General features: G+C 63.7%; 11 protein-coding genes. 7 read left to right on the top strand and 4 right to left on the bottom strand.

Annotation, left to right across the window (positions count from 1 at the left end):
- Positions 1–61: 61 nt before the first annotated feature.
- Entirely contained in the window at positions 62–2,929 is a 2,868-nt protein-coding gene (locus BLW21_RS06695; RefSeq protein WP_245711829.1) for a hypothetical protein, read from the bottom strand.
- 150 nt (positions 2,930–3,079) lie between these two features.
- On the opposite strand from BLW21_RS06695, the gene msrA reads away from it, so the two are divergent.
- The 3 genes from msrA to BLW21_RS06680 all read left to right on the top strand — a co-directional run bounded on the left by msrA (position 3,080) and on the right by BLW21_RS06680 (position 5,979).
- A complete protein-coding gene (gene msrA, locus BLW21_RS06690) occupies positions 3,080–3,772 on the top strand; it encodes a peptide-methionine (S)-S-oxide reductase MsrA (RefSeq protein ID WP_092738669.1) in 693 nt (230 codons plus the stop codon).
- 199 nt (positions 3,773–3,971) lie between these two features.
- Positions 3,972–5,129 carry a methionine aminotransferase gene (locus tag BLW21_RS06685; protein ID WP_092738668.1) on the top strand — a complete coding sequence of 386 codons (1,158 nt, stop codon included), beginning with the start codon at positions 3,972–3,974 and terminating at the stop codon, positions 5,127–5,129.
- 67 nt (positions 5,130–5,196) lie between these two features.
- On the top strand, positions 5,197–5,979 hold the full coding sequence (locus BLW21_RS06680) for an amidohydrolase (protein WP_092738667.1): 783 nt from the start codon (positions 5,197–5,199) through the stop codon (positions 5,977–5,979).
- 55 nt (positions 5,980–6,034) lie between these two features.
- Here BLW21_RS06680 and BLW21_RS06675 read toward each other — a convergent pair whose 3' ends face one another.
- Positions 6,035–8,365, bottom strand: coding sequence for a T9SS type A sorting domain-containing protein (locus BLW21_RS06675; protein WP_092738666.1), 2,331 nt, complete (start codon positions 8,363–8,365; stop codon positions 6,035–6,037).
- A gap of 42 nt (positions 8,366–8,407) precedes the next feature.
- Between BLW21_RS06675 and BLW21_RS06670 the strand changes: the two genes are divergently transcribed.
- Positions 8,408–9,709: a UDP-N-acetylmuramoyl-tripeptide--D-alanyl-D-alanine ligase gene (locus BLW21_RS06670; RefSeq protein WP_092738665.1), complete on the top strand. Its 1,302-nt coding sequence runs from the start codon at positions 8,408–8,410 to the stop codon at positions 9,707–9,709.
- A gap of 97 nt (positions 9,710–9,806) precedes the next feature.
- On the opposite strand, the gene rfbC is transcribed toward BLW21_RS06670, so the two are convergent.
- Positions 9,807–10,349 (bottom strand): dTDP-4-dehydrorhamnose 3,5-epimerase, encoded by a 543-nt coding sequence (gene rfbC, locus BLW21_RS06665; protein ID WP_092738664.1) that lies wholly within the window; start codon positions 10,347–10,349, stop codon positions 9,807–9,809.
- Between the two features lie 54 nt (positions 10,350–10,403).
- Positions 10,404–11,534 carry a glycosyltransferase family 4 protein gene (locus BLW21_RS06660; protein ID WP_092738663.1) on the bottom strand — a complete coding sequence of 377 codons (1,131 nt, stop codon included), beginning with the start codon at positions 11,532–11,534 and terminating at the stop codon, positions 10,404–10,406.
- 186 nt (positions 11,535–11,720) lie between these two features.
- Between BLW21_RS06660 and BLW21_RS06655 the strand changes: the two genes are divergently transcribed.
- From BLW21_RS06655 to hflX, 3 genes are all read left to right on the top strand, one after another.
- Positions 11,721–12,803 (top strand): erythromycin esterase family protein, encoded by a 1,083-nt coding sequence (locus BLW21_RS06655; protein ID WP_092738662.1) that lies wholly within the window; start codon positions 11,721–11,723, stop codon positions 12,801–12,803.
- 312 nt (positions 12,804–13,115) lie between these two features.
- Complete coding sequence (locus BLW21_RS06650; RefSeq protein WP_175470881.1) at positions 13,116–13,502, top strand: c-type cytochrome; 387 nt, start codon at positions 13,116–13,118, stop codon at positions 13,500–13,502.
- A gap of 99 nt (positions 13,503–13,601) precedes the next feature.
- Positions 13,602–14,951 (top strand): GTPase HflX, encoded by a 1,350-nt coding sequence (hflX, locus tag BLW21_RS06645; protein WP_217633841.1) that lies wholly within the window; start codon positions 13,602–13,604, stop codon positions 14,949–14,951.
- Positions 14,952–15,034: the final 83 nt, after the last annotated feature.

Below are 15,034 nucleotides of genomic sequence, written 5' to 3'. Positions count from 1 at the left end.
GATGGCAGACGCGCAGAACCAGCACGACCGTTATCTGAGCCTTGAGCCTTCAACCCCTGGTTTAAAATCCAATATTGAGTACCAGCGGCTGCACTTCCCAGGTGCCGTAGTAGGAGTTGTAAACCGTGCGCAGGCCTAATTCGAGGGGTGTGCGCAGGCGTAGCGGGTTGAAAACGGCCGACACATCCAGCCCGGCCGAGTGGTAGGAGCGACGCACCGGACCCGACTCTCCCCGGACGTAGTCGAGGAACAGGTTGGCTTTGAGGCGTTGCACGTAGAGCAGGCGCGTGAGCTGCCAATGCACGTCGGCCAGCGGCAGGCGGTACTCGCCGCTAAGCGAGCTGAGGCGGTCGAAGCTCAGGTAAGGCAGGCCCCGCGGGTAGAAAACGGCCGCCCCAAACCGGTACTCGCGCTGCTGCTGATACTGGTAGCCGGCGCGCAGCCGCACGGCGTGGTGCAGGCCGATGCCGGGCAGAAACAAGCTACCCTGCGCGGCCAGCTGCCGGGCCTGCAGGCCCGTGCCAAAGGGCGTGTCGCGGCCCGTCAGCAGCAGGCTCTGGCCCCAGCGCGGAGCCACGTCGCGGTAGCTCTGGCGCAACGTGCGGCTGAAGCTGAGCGAGCCCAGCAGCGCGTGCAGCGGCTGGCGCCCTACTTCGTTGGTGTAGCGCCCCGGTAGCTCGTAGCCCTGGGTTTGCTCCAGCTGGTAAAACGCACCCACTGTAAGCGAGGTCAGCATTTTAGACGTGGTGAGCACCAGGGGCAGGCGGCTGCCCACGCTCAGGCGGGTGTAGCGCCAACGGTCCTCGGCCACGCCGCCGTTAGGCAGAAGGAGGGCCGCCCGGCGGCCCCCGTTTTCTATTCCGAAATCGAGCACCGGCCCCAGGCCCTGGTAGCTGACATCAGCAAACACGCGGCCGGTGCGCTCGGTGGCGTCGTAGCCCAGGCCCGCTATGGCCTGGGTGGTGCTTAGCACGTCTTGGGCGCGCAAACCCAGGCTGAGGCCGCTGCCGCCGGGGCTCTGCACCAGGCCCCAGCCATAGAGGTTGGGCGCGTGGGGAAGGCGGCGGTAGCGGCGAGCCACCAGCGCCGGTCCGGCCACCGAATCAAGCGGTAAAACCGGCCCCACGGTGGCCGCGCCCGGCTCCCGGGCCGTCAACTCGTCGGCGTAAAGGTCGGCGGGCGAAACATCGGCCCGACCAACGGGCCAGGCGGCGGGGCGCAGCGGCATTTCGACTATCCGGCTGCCCTGGGCCCTTATTTCGTGGAAAGCCAGCCGCTGCCCATCGGGACTGACGGCGGCGTGGTAGCTGCCCACCGGCCGGCTGCTTACCGGCCGCACCGCGCCGGTGCCAAGCTGCACGGCGTACACCTCATCCTGCCCGCTACGGGGCGAGTTGAACAGCACATACTCCTGCCAGGGCTGAGGGTGTGAAATGTTGTCGTTGGTAGCGGGCAGCACGGTTTGGGTCGCGCCCGATTCTACATCGAGCAGCTCCAGGCGCTTGCCGGCCGCCTCCAGCCGCACCACGGCCGCCGTGCGCCCGCCCGCTGCCCCGGCCCCGAAGCGCGGGTGCAGGTAGGGTTCGTTGGCGGGGTTTGCGAAGGTGCGCAGTACGCGGCCGGTTTCAGCATCGAGCAGGTGCAGGCGGTGCTGGTAAGCCGAATCGGTGCTGACGGCCAGCAGCCGGCTTCCGTCGGGCGAGAGCACGGCGGCCGTGTAGCGGGTGCGGCGGCCGGGCCGGCTCAGGCGGCCGGTGCGCAAATCGAGCACCCGCAGCTCCGAGTACACCTGCTGCTGCCAGCGCGGGTCGTTGCGAAACTCCAGCCACGCGGCCTTTCCCCCGCCCACCGACAGCTGCTCGGCGTTGTGATGCAGGCCCAGCACCAGCCGGGTGCGCTCAGGTTGGCCGCGGCCCAGCTCTACCAGCCGGGGCGTGTGGCCCAATCCGCTCTTAAGGGCCAGCACCGTGCTGTCGGTCAGGTATTGCGGGTACTGATATTCGGTGAAGACCTTTTCGGTCGCCTCAACCGGAAAGTCGCGGGTCGGGGTCAGCTCGCGGCCGGTTTGCTGTGTTTTCCAGAGGCTGTCGAGTTCCTGGGTGGTTTGGCGGTAGAGGTCGTCGGTGCGCAGGCCGGTCAGGCGGCGCAGCTTGTCGGAAAACGAGAACGGGTAAACCGGAAAATCGTAGTACCGGTCGAGTACCTGGCCCCAGGCCGTGGGGCCGGCCGTGCGCTTGAGGCGGGTGCTGAGGTAGTAGCCCAGCACGTAGTGGTTGGGCACGTAATGGCGAAACGAGCCGCCCGTGGCCTCGGCGTAGCTGTAGCGGCGGCCGGCCAGCAGGTTGGCCCGGTAGTAGGCCCCGAAGTTCGGAATCCGGCCCCGGCCACTCCGGGTAAGGGCCGTTTCGGTGCCCACGGCGTCGCCCTCGGCAAACCAGTCGGGCACGCCCAGCGTGGTCAGGCCCAACCCGCCAAACCCGCCGAACAGGTAGCCCAGCTGCCCTACGCCCCGGTGGGCCTTATCAAACTGCACTACGTGGCGGTACTCGTGCACCGTCAGCTGGTCGAGCCAATCCAGCGTGCCCACCAGATAAGGGTCCTGCGGGAAGGTGGTGTAGAACTCGGAGTGGCGCGGCAGCAGCGTTACAAAACCATTGCCGACGGTGGTGTGAGTTTGCAGCACTACCGTTACGGGGCGGGCCGGCGCCCCGAGCGAGGCGGCGGCCGGCTCGTGCACCTGCTCCAGCCGGTGGGCCGTGCGCCGGGCCCGGTCGGCGAAGCCCTCGGGGTACAGCACCCGGAAATGCGGTGTGCGCACCTCGTACCAGCGCACCCGGGTGGGCACCTGCTGCGCTATCGGGAGCAGGGTTTGGGCAGCGGCCGGCCCGGCGGCCAGCAGGCCCAGCAGGGCCGGAAAGAGAATACGCACAGACAAATAGTATTAGCGGGCCCCGAAGAAACCACCCGGCCGGCCCGAATGCAAGCACGGGCCCCACGTCCGGGCGGCGCCGGCCCGCGTATGTAGGCGCGGCCGCCCCGGCCGCCAAACTTTCTGTTGCAACATTTTGTCTTTGTACCTATGACCAATCTACTGAAAAACAGCTTTGCCGCCGCCTGCATCCTGCTGCTGACGGCCTGCTCCGAGCGGCCCGCCGAAGCCCAGAAAACCAGTGCCCAGGGCTCGGCCGCTACCCGCTCCACGGCCGGCCCCGCGCCCACCAACCTGCAGGGCCTGGCCACCGCCGATTTTGCTGGGGGCTGCTTCTGGTGCACCGAGGAGGTGTTCGAGGAAATTAAGGGCGTGAAGGCCGTCGTATCGGGCTACAGCGGCGGCCCGCAGGCCAACCCCACCTACGAGCAGGTGGGCCGCGGCGAAACCGGCCACGCCGAAGCCATTGAGGTGTACTACGACCCCAAGGAGGTGACTTTCGCCACGCTGGTCGATGTGTTCTTCCGCGGTGCCCACGACCCCACCACGCTCAACCGCCAGGGTCCCGATGCCGGGGCGCAGTACCGCTCCGTAGCCTTTTACCGCACCCCCGCCGAAAAGCAGATTATTGACGAAGCCATCAAGCGCGTTGATGCCAGCAAACAGTACAGCAACCCCATCGTGACGCAGGTCGTGCCGTTCAAAAAATTCTGGCCCGCCGAGGGGTACCACCAGGGCTACTACCGCCTGCACCCCACCGAGGGCTACGTGCAGAACGTCTCGGTGCCCAAAGTGGAGAAGTTCCGCCACAAGTTTCCGGAGCTGCTCAAGAGCCCCTTGTAGGGTTCGGGGCGAAAGCAACGTTTGGGCTGCCAACGCAGAACGTCATTCTGAGCGAAGGCGCAGCCGTAGTCGAAGAATCTCTACCGCCATGGTAACTCTGTTGCCAGGAACTACTTTAGCAGTAGAGATTCTTCGACTACGGCTGCGCCTTCGCTCAGAATGACGTTTTTATTTCTTACTCCATAGTATTTTCCTTCCTATGCTGACCTCCAAGCTGCCCGATGTGGGCACGAGTATCTTCTCAGTGATGACCCAGCTGGCCCAGGAGCACGAGGCCATCAATCTGGCCCAGGGCTTTCCGGACTACGACCCGCCCCGGCCGCTGCTGGAGGCCCTGGCCCGCCACGTGCTTACGCCCGGCCACCAGCAGTACGCGCCCATGCCCGGCCTGCCGCGGCTGCGCGAGGCCATCAGCCACCAAACGGCCCTGCGCTACGGCTACACCCCCGACCCGGCCACCGAAATTACCGTTACCAGCGGTGCCACCGAGGGCCTGTACGCCGTAATGGCCGCCGTTGTGCGCCCGGGAGATGAGGTACTGCTGCTGGAGCCGGCCTACGACTTGTACGCCCCCGCTGTGCGCCTGCAGGGCGGCGTGCCGGTGTACGTGCCGCTGGCCGCGCCCAATTTCCGGCCCGACTGGGACCGGGTGGCGGCCGCGCTTTCGCCCCGCACCCGGCTCGTGCTCATCAACTCGCCCCACAACCCCACCGGCGCCGTGCTGTCGGCCGCCGACCTCGATACGCTGGCCGGCCTCCTGCGCGATACGGATGCGCTGCTGCTCAGCGACGAAGTGTACGAGCACATGGTGTTCGATGGAGCCGCGCACAACAGCGTATCGGCCCACCCCGAGCTACGGGCGCGGGCCTTCGTGCTGTCGTCGTTTGGCAAAACCTACCACGCCACCGGCTGGAAGGTGGGCTACTGCCTGGCCCCGCCGGCCCTCACGGCCGAGCTGCGCCGGGTGCATCAGTTCATTACCTTCAGCGTGAGCACGCCCACCCAGCACGCGCTGGCCGACGTGCTGCCCGACGCCGCGCTCTACGAAAGCCTGCCGGCATTTTATCAGCAGAAGCGTGATTTGCTGCGCGAGCTGCTGGCGCCCACCGGCTTCGAGCTGCTGCCCTCCGGAGGCGGCTACTTTCAGGTAGCCAGCTTCAAAAATCTGGCCCCGGGCCTCGACGACGTAACCTTCAGCCGCCGGCTCACCCAGGAAAGCGGGGTGGCCGTGGTGCCGCTGTCGGCCTTCTACCACAACGGCCACGATGCGCAGCTGGTGCGCTTCTGCTTTGCCAAAACCGAGGCAACGCTGCGGGCTGCCGCCGCCCGGCTGGTCGACCTGAAGGTGTTTAGCTGAGCTGCGGTTGCGGCCACTTCGGTTATTTGTGCTATGTTGAAGCCAGACCTTTAAACTGTTCTTAGCCTTGTCCGACCTCACTGTTTCCTTCATCCAGACAAGCCTGCACTGGCACGCGCCGGAAGCCAACCGGCAGCACCTGGAGCGCCACGCGGCCACCATTTCGGTGCCCACCGACCTGCTGGTGCTGCCCGAAATGTTCACGACCGGCTTCAGCATGAAGCCCCACGGCCTGGCCGAGCCCACCGACGGCCCCACGCTGGCCTGGATGCGCCAACTGGCCGCCACCCACAACGCCGTGGTAACCGGCAGCCTGATGGTGCAGGAGGCCGGCCAGTACTTCAACCGGCTGCTGTGGGTGCGCCCCGATGGCTCGTGGAGCCACTACGACAAGCGCCACCGCTTTACCATGGCCGGCGAGCATAAGGTGTATGAAGCCGGTACGGAGCGGCTTATCGAAGAATGGCGGGGCTGGCGCATCTGCCCGCTGGTGTGCTACGATTTGCGCTTCCCGGTCTGGAGCCGCAACAACCCCGCCGCGCCCTACGACCTGCTGCTGTACACGGCCAACTGGCCCGAAGCCCGCCGCACCGCCTGGATAACGCTGCTACGGGCCCGCGCCATCGAAAACGTGGCCTACACCATGGGCGTCAACCGCATCGGCCGTGACGGCAGTGGCACCGACTACGCCGGCGACTCGGCCCTGCTCGACATGCGGGGCGACTACCTCGTCGAAGTCGGCAACCAGGACACCAACATCACCCGCACCCTGCGCCGCGACGAACTCCAGGAGTTCCGCCAGCGCTTCCCCGCTTTGCAGGATGCGGACGAGTTTGAGGTGCGCTGGTAAGCCGGTGCAACCGCAGCACGTTAGCGAATCTACAGCAACTGGAAAACTGCTGTAGTTACTCCTTTACGGCAAGGCGCTGCAGGCTTACGATGCCGGCTGCACTCTGGCAGCGCACCAGATAGATGCCGGCGGCCAGGCCGCTTACCGATACCTGATGCACGCGGGCCGGCAGGGTTTGGGGGCGTACCGTACGGCCCAGCAAATCGAACACCATCAGCCGGATTGGTTCGGTGGCTTCTACGGTAACCTGGGCGGTGGCAGGGTTGGGGAACAGGCGCACCTCGGGGCCAGCCAGGGCGGCCGGAGCAGAGGTCAGCAGGCCGCCGCGCCCCACAAACGAGCTGATGCCGCCGGTTTCCTGGCCCAGAAACAGCTCCGGCACCCCGTCGCCGTTCACATCGGCGGCGGCCGGCACCAGGCGCATATCAAAGGTGCCGCCCCAGCGGGCCGCTTCCAGCTGCTGGTTCAGGGGGTTGAAAAGGACGTTGCTGCGGCCCGCAAAGGCGGCCGGCTGGGCGCGCAGGTCGGCAAAGAACCGGAGGCTGCCCTCGGTATCGGCCGTGAGCAGGTCGGGGCGGCCGTCGCGGTCGAAGTCGGCCACCACGGGGCTCAGGAAGCCGGGCAGCGAGCCGTCGGAGTTGCGTAGCTGGCCGTAGTCGTTGTTTTCGAGCCGGAAGCGCTGACTGAGCGCGCCGGTGCCCGTGTTGCGGTAGTAGCGTAGCGGCCCGCCCGGAAAGGCCGTCGAGGCGCCCGTAACGCCCAGCAATAAATCGGGGTGGCCGTCGCCATCTACATCAGCCACGGCGGGCATGGTGTAGCGCTGGGGTGGCAGGTTGGGTAGTTCCACGGCGGCTTCCAGGTTGAAAGCGGCGGGCTGGCCGGCGGCGGCCGTGTTCAGCACGTAGCTTATGGTGCCGCCGCCACCGCCTCGCAGGCTGAAGGAAGAGTACAGCAAATCGGGCTGGCCGTCTTCGTTGAGGTCGGCCAGCACCGGGCGCAGGGCCGCCAGCTTGCGCCGGCTCATGCCCAGATAATCGGCCTCAATCAGCTTGAAAACGGGTTTCTGACGGGTGCCCACGTTGCGGTAGTAGCTTAACGCGGCCCGGAAGGGGCCGCCGGCATCGGGGCGGTTGAGGCTGCCCACCAGCATATCGGGCAGCCCGTCGCCATCGAGGTCGGCGAAGGTGGGGGCGGCCTGCTCGCCCGCATCCAGCATATCGGGGTGCAGAAATCCGGCCGGCTCGCGGGCCAGTTTCGGGCCGGTGGCCGCGCCCGTGTTGCTGTACAGCTGCACCGTGTTGCGGGTGTCCACGGTGTCGTTGTTGTCGCGGTTGTCGAACAGGTTGGGGGCCAGCAGCAGGTCGGGGCGACCATCGAAGTTCACGTCGGCCGGGTAGGCGGCCGGCAGGCTGGGCACTTGCGGGGCCTGGCCATTAAAAGGCGCGGGCGCGTTCAGGCCGGCCGCCGTGAAGCGGGCCAGCTGGGCCGTGCCCTCGTTGCGCAGCACCGTTACTTCGGGGCAGTTGGTGCGGCCGGTCAGCAGGTCGGGGCGGCCGTCGCCGTCCACGTCAAACACCGTCAGGTTATAGCCCGTGGTGTGGTTGGGCCGCGCCGGCGCGGGGCGGCACTGGTCGGGGGCGAAGGTGAAGCCGCCGCAGCTGAAGCCACAGACGCGCACGCCGCCCCAGTAATCGGAAGCCAGCGCGAAGCTCAGGCCGCCGCAGGCCGCAGTGCTGGTGTTGCGGTACAGGTACAGGCTGGGCGTGCTGCTGTCGAATTCAGTTACCACCACATCGAGGCGGCCGTCGCCGTCCACGTCTTCAATGGCGGGCATATTATAGGCCCCGGCCGCAATATTGATGTTGCCAAAATTGCCCGAGGCGTAGCTGAGGGTATTGGTAATGAGCCGAAAGCCGGGCCGGCCCTGCGCGTCGGGCTCGTTGCGGAACACGCGGATGTTGCTGCCCCGCTCGTCGGCCGTAAACAGATCGGGCCGGCCGTCGCAGTCGTAGTCGCGCAGCAACACCCAGTTGCGCAGGCCCTGCGGGAACAGGGTGGCGTACTCGGGCGCGAACTGCCAGGCCCGGCCGGTAGCCGTGGCCACGCTCAGGAAAGGCAGCACCCGGTGGCTGATGCGGTCGAAGACCACCAAATCGGGCTGCTGGTCGGCGTTGAGGTCGAGGTTGGAGAACTGGGGCGAGTTGAGGCCGCCGGCCCAGGCCTGGCGCAGCGTGTCGTTGCCCTGCACTACTTTTGCCACCGGCCGGAACTCAAACCCGAACCCGGCACTCTGCTGGGCCGTGGCCGGGCGGCTTGTGCCGACCAGCAGCGCTACGGCCAGCGCAGGCAGCCAGCGCCAGTTATTCAGCGACGAAGAAATGGTCATGGGCGCAATTTCGTTTAGCTTCTAAAATTAGGTATAAACCGCATGGCAGACCTCGGGGCGCTCTACGCCCGTTTCCAGCAATCTTCGGCCGTTAGCACCGACACGCGCCAGCCCCAGGATGGCACGCTGTTCTTCGCCCTCAACGGCCCCAATTTCCGGGGCCGCGACTTCGCGCCGCAGGCCCTGGCTAAAGGGGCCCGCTACGCCGTGGTTGATGACGCCGAGCTGGCGGCCACCGACCCCGACCGCTATACCTACGCCCCCGACCCGCTGGTGGCTTTGCAGCAGCTGGCCCTGCACCACCGCCGCCAGCTGATTGTGCCGGTGCTCGCCATTACGGGCTCCAACGGCAAAACCACCACCAAAGAACTGGTGCAAGCCGTGCTCAGCCAACGGCTGCGGGTGCAGTACACCAAAGGCAACCTCAACAACCACATCGGGGTTCCGCTCACGCTGCTGAGCATCCGGCCCGGCGAGCACGAGCTGGCCATTATCGAGATGGGGGCCAATCATCAGGGCGAAATTGAGCAGTTGTGCCAGCTGGCCGAACCCACCCACGGCCTCATCACCAACATCGGCAAGGCCCACCTCGAAGGATTTGGTGGGGTTGAGGGCATTGCGAAAGGCAAGGGGGAGATGTTCCGGTTTCTGGCCCAGGTGGGCGGCACGGCTTTCGTGAACACGCTCGATGCCCGCCTGCCTGCCTTGGCCGCGCCGGTAGCCGAGCGCGTCAGCTACCCCGGCCCCACCGATACCTACCCGGCCCGGCTGCTCAGTGCCGCCCCCGAGGTCATTCTGGAGCTGTTCAGCGGCGATTTAGTTGATGCCCGGATCACGGGGAGCTACAATTTCCCCAACCTGGCCGCCGCCGCCGCCGTGGGTGCGCACTTCGGGGTGCCGGCCACGGCCATTGCCGAAGCACTGGCCGCCTACGAGCCCAGCAACAACCGCTCGCAGCAAATGCGCACAGTCCGCAACGAGTTGGTGCTCGATGCTTATAATGCCAACCCCAGTAGCATGGCCGCCGCCCTTAGCAGCTTCGCCAGCCGCCCCGGCAACCCGGCCGCCAAAGTGGTTATCCTGGGTGATATGTTCGAGTTGGGTACCGAGAGTGAGGATGAACACCGCTCGCTGGGCCGGCTGGTGCAGGGCCTGCCCTTCGGCACGGTCATCCTTATTGGCCCCGAGCTGGCCCAGGCCGCCGCCCTCGACTCCAGCATGCTGCACTTCTCTACCAAGCCCGAGGCCGCCGCCTGGCTGCTGGCCAACTCCCTCACCAACCGCCAGATTCTGATAAAAGGCTCCCGCGGTATGGGCCTCGAAACGTTGGTGGAGCTGTTGTGAAGTCAAAGAGAAGAAGTCAAAGGCAAAAGTTACTGAACAAGACCATTTGGCCCGTTCAGTGACTTTTGCCTTTGACTTCTTCTCTTTGACTTAGCCCTTAGAACGGGCTCTTGAACTCGCTCAGCGTGGGCAATACCTGGTCTTTGGCTGAGATAGTGGGGTTTGAAACGCCCCAGTCGATGTTCAGGGCGGGGTCATTCCAGAGCAGGCCGCCTTCTGATTGGGGGGCGTAGTAGTCGGTGCACTTGTAGAGGAAGAGCGTGCCGTTTTCGAGGGCGGTGAAGCCGTGGGCGAAGCCGACGGGCACGTAGAGCATGTTGAACCGCTCGGCGTCGAGCACGATGGACAGGTGCTGCCCGTAGGTGGGCGAGTCGCGGCGGATATCCACGATAACGTCGAGGGCGCGGCCGGCGGCTACGCGCACGAGCTTGGCCTGGGCATGGGGCGGCTTCTGGAAGTGCAGGCCCCGCACAACGCCCCGGTCGGAGCGCGACTGGTTGTCCTGGACCCAGTCGCCCACAATGCCTGCTGCCGCCATTTTCTCAGCACTAAACGACTCAAAAAAGGCCCCGCGGGCATCCCCAAACACCCGGGGCTGGATTTCGACTACGCCCGGAATATCAAAGTGTATAAACTCCATGCACTGTATAAGTTAGCTGGCGGTGGCCGGATTAGAGCCGCAAGTTAGGCAGATTTACCGGCGGCCGGTGCGGTTTTTTCCTACTTCAGTCACTACGGCCAGGTACTTGTCGAGCACTATTTGCTCGTCGAACTTGGTTACGGCTAACTCCCGGCCGGCCCGGCCCATCTGTTCCAGCCCGGCCTCGGGCAGGCGCAGGATTTGCAGCATTTTGGCGGCCAGGTCGGCGGCGTCGCGTACTTGGCAGAGCAGGCCGTTGCTACCATCCACCACGGTTTCGCGGCAGCCGGGCACATCGGTCGTCACGATGGGTTTGCCCATGGCCGCCGCTTCGAGCAGGGTTTTGGGCGTGCCTTCGCGGTAGGAAGGCAGCACTACGCAATCGGCCTTGGCCAGCAACTCGGCCACGTTGTCGGAGGTGCCCAGGTACTCGACGTGGCCGGCGGCCAGCCACTGCTCGAACAGGGCCCGCTTCACGCCCACGCCGCCGCTTTCGTCGATGCCCCCCAGCAGCTGCACCCGCGTGCCGGGCGCGGCCTCGCGCACCAGCCGGGCCGCCTCAAAATACTCCTCCACCCCCTTTTCGTAGAGTACCCGCGCAATCATCAGAAACACAAACGGCGCGTTGCGCCGGAACTCGGCCGCGGGCTGGAAGCGCGTGATATCCACTCCGGAACCGGGCAGCAGGTCGGTTTTAGCGGCCTCTACCAGTCCGTTGCTGACGAATAGCTGCCGGTCGTCGCCGTTCTGAAAAAATACGCGCTTCGGAAACTGAAACGCGAACTTGTACAGGCCCAGCGCCACCTTGCTCACCAGGTTTTTTACGATAAACACCGTGCCCAGGCCCGACACGTTGTTCACGCTCGGGATGCCCGCCAGCCGGGCCGCCAGCGTACCGTAAATGTTGGGCTTGATGGTGTAGTGCAGCACCACATCGGGCTGCTCGCGCTTATAAAGCTGGTAGAAGCGGCGGGTGAGGGCGGCGTCCTTAAGCGGGTTGGTGCCTTTGTTTTCCATCAGAATGGGTACGAAGCGGCAGCCCAGCTCGGTTTCCAGCCGCGCCGAGTAGGCGTCGGGCGGGGCAATGGCCAGCACTTCGTGGCCGGCGGCCTGCAGGGCCTGCACCAGGCTGCGGCGGAAATTCCAGATGTTCCAGGCGGTATTGATAACGATGGCAACGCGCATTCGGCAGAGAAGAGAGGTAGCGCCGCAAAGGTACGCGGCCGGGGCGCAGAGGACGCTGTTTAGTAGGCGCTACATTCCAAGCGGCTGGCCAATGCTGGCCGCCGCCGGGTGCAACCCCGCCGCCGTAGCCGCACTCTAGCTTGTGGAGAGCATAGTTTCTAGTGTTCCGCACCCGAAAAAACCCTGATGAGCTACAGAAAGATTTTGCCGCTGCTAGTCCTACTGTGTCCCCTGTCGCAGACCTACGCGCAACCTACCCCCGACCGGCTGGCCTATATCCGCGAAAATGCCGTCGTAGTCAGCAACGTAGAGCCTGCCAACGAAGACTACACCGACTTAGCACCGCTTCAGCAAAGTCTGAAAGACATGGTTGTGGTGGGGCTGGGAGAACAGTCGCACCACGATGGCAACACCTTCAAGGCTAAAACCCGGCTAATAAAATTTCTGCATCAGGAAATGGGCTTTAGTGTAATTGCTTTTGAGAGTGGATTTTATGATTGCTACAAAGCCTGGCAGGAAATAAAAAAAGGGGAGAAGGCGATAGATGCCGCCCGAAAATCAATATATCCCTTTTGGATTAGCACGGAAACAGAAGAACTTTTCGCCTATATTGATAAGCAGAAGAATACTGATAATCCCTTGATATTAGCTGGTGTAGATTGTGAATTTTCCGGTACTTACTCTGAAAGAAATCTGCTTCCTGATATACGGGAATATTTGCAAAAAATCGATTCGGGCATAGCACGGGATACTGCTCGATGGAGAGTTTTTAGCGCATCGCTGACGCACGTTATCGCAGTTTCAGATTACTTGACTAAGCCAAAAGAAGCCGATACGCTGATCCTAAACCCGGCGTTAAAAAATATTCTGCTGGAGATAAAGGAAGAAACCCAGTCTTCGGTAGCTGCTATGCAAGAGCATTTGTTTTGGGAGCAATTCTGCCGAAGTACGCTTGCCGAACTGAGTAAGCGGTTTACCAAGGAGCAGGTGCGGGACCGGCAGATGGGCGAAAATCTGGCCTATCTGCAACAGAAGCTATACCCCGATAGAAAGGTCATCGTTTGGGCGGCTTCTTCTCACCTGACATACAACGGAGCCGCCATAGAACACGAATTCTATCAGAAGAATCTTCGGCTAGGAGATTATATTAAGCGGGCATACGGCGACAAATATTATAATATTGGATTTGTCGGCTATGAGGGAAAAATAGCAAAGCTTTTTTTCTTTTATCTGGTAAATATTAAAAAGCATCAAATCAATAGTATATAACACGTTTTGGGGCAGACAAAGCAACCGTTTCTGTTCCTTGATTTAAACAAGCCTAACCTGCCGCAATGGCTGCAAGACCCGCTGGTGGCCCGGCCATTCGGGTATCGGGAAATGCGGATGAAACTCCCGCTGGTCATGGATGGTCTGTTCTATACGGAGGAGATTTCTCAGAATCATTTCATTCCTCCCGCAGTAGCACCAGAGAAAAAGCCATAGCCCGCCTTAACGTCAAATCGGGCTGACTTGATGATGAATGCGCGGGCCAGAAAGCTAATGCTGGCCCCCAGCCTGTTGGCCTGCGTATCTTTGCGTATGCCCCGACTCTTTCGTTTTGCCACTCCCCTTTGGGCTTCCGTGCTGCTTTACGGCTGTACTTCTGCCCCCGAAGCGCCTGCTACTCCGCCGCTGCCCCCGATTCCGCCCGTTGAGGCCGTAACCGAAGGTGCGGTTGCTGCCGGAGCCGAGGCGGCGGTGCTGGCGGCCGGGCAGGCGCTGTTCGCCCAGAACTGCGCTCTTTGCCACGGGGCCAACGGCAAGCGCGGCCTCAACGGCGCCCACGACCTCACCAAAAGCAACCTCAACGCCACCGGCCGCACGTATATGGTGGTGAACGGCCTGGGCCAGATGCCTGCCTTTAAGGGCCAGCTGAGCGACGAGCAGATTGCGCAGGTAGTGGCTTACTCGCTTACGCTGCAGTAGCCCGCGGGCAGTTGTGCCTTTTTTGGCCGTGCTGCGTTATAGGCTCGGGCCGCCTTGCAAACAGCCGACCCATTCTTTCCTTTTGATTACTCCTGACTGATGGCGAATAAACCTACTTCCAAGGGCCGCAAAGACCAGAACAGCACCCGCCACCCCGGCTCCGTTGACAGCGTGAAGGGCCGGGCGGGCCGCATCCTGACCAAGGCCGCCGTAAACGGCACCTACGATACAAGCGTGGACGAGGAAACGGCTGTGCTGGTGGCCGTGCCCGACAAGCGCCAGGCCGAGGCCCAGACCACCGAATACCTCGATGAGCTGGCCTTCCTGGCCGAAACGGCCGGCGCTACTGTCGTGCACCGCTTCGTGCAGCGTCTCGACAAGCCCGACAGCCGCACGTTTGTGGGCGAGGGCAAGCTGGCCGAAATCAAGGCCTACGTGGAGCACTCGGGGGCCAGCATGGTCATTTTCGATGACGACCTTTCGCCTTCCCAGCTGCGCAACCTGGAGGCCGAGCTGAAGGTGAAAATTGTGGACCGCAGCCTGCTGATCATCGATATTTTCGCCCGGCGAGCCAAAACAGCCACCGCCCAGACCCAGGTCGAGCTGGCCCAGTACCAGTACCTGCTGCCCCGCCTCACGGGCCTCTGGAGCCACCTGGACAAGCAGCGCGGCGGCGGCGTTTCGCAGCGCGGACCCGGTGAAACCGAAATTGAAACCGACCGCCGGGTAGTCAATGACCGGATTGCTTTCCTGAAAGAGCGCCTCAAAGACCTCGACCGCCAGAGCCAGACCCAGCGTAAATCGCGCGGCGGCATGGTGCGTGTGGCGCTGGTGGGCTACACCAACGTGGGCAAAAGCACCATCATGAACCTGCTGAGCCGGGCCGATGTGTTTGCCGAGAACAAGCTCTTCGCCACCGTCGATTCCACGGTGCGCAAGGTGGTGCTCGACACCGTGCCCTTCCTGCTCTCCGACACGGTGGGCTTTATCCGCAAGCTGCCTACCCGCCTTATCGAGAGCTTCAAGAGCACGCTCGACGAAATCCGGGAGGCCGATCTGCTGATTCATGTGGTCGATATTTCGCACCAGAGCTTCGAGGAGCACATGGCCGTGGTCGAAGACACGCTCAAGGATATTGGGGCGGGTGAGAAGCCGGTGCTGGTGGTGTTCAACAAAATCGACCAGTACGATACCGGCGAGGCCGCTTACCACGACGGTTTCGAGGGCATGAACGCCGATGAGAATGCGCCTGCCCCGCGCCCCACCCTCGAGCAGCTGCGCGCCACCTACATGGCCAAGCTGCACAATAAAGTCGAGTTCATCTCGGCCCTCGACCGCACCAACCTCGACGAGTTGCGGGCCCGGCTCGTGAAGCTGGTGGCCGCCATCCACAACGAGCGGTACCCGTCGGTGCACCCTGTGCGCGACGAGGAAGGCTGGCAGGCGTAAGCCCGCGAGTTTTGGGCTCCAAAATAATCCGTCGTCGGGCGGGTCTGCTCGCCGCATCAGCCGGCTGGGCGACCTGCCCGACG

The organism is Hymenobacter psychrophilus (assembly GCF_900107135.1).
Taxonomy (GTDB): domain Bacteria; phylum Bacteroidota; class Bacteroidia; order Cytophagales; family Hymenobacteraceae; genus Hymenobacter; species Hymenobacter psychrophilus.
The sequence above is the reverse complement of the archived record's forward strand: the minus strand, read 5'-3'. Positions and strand labels throughout refer to the sequence as shown.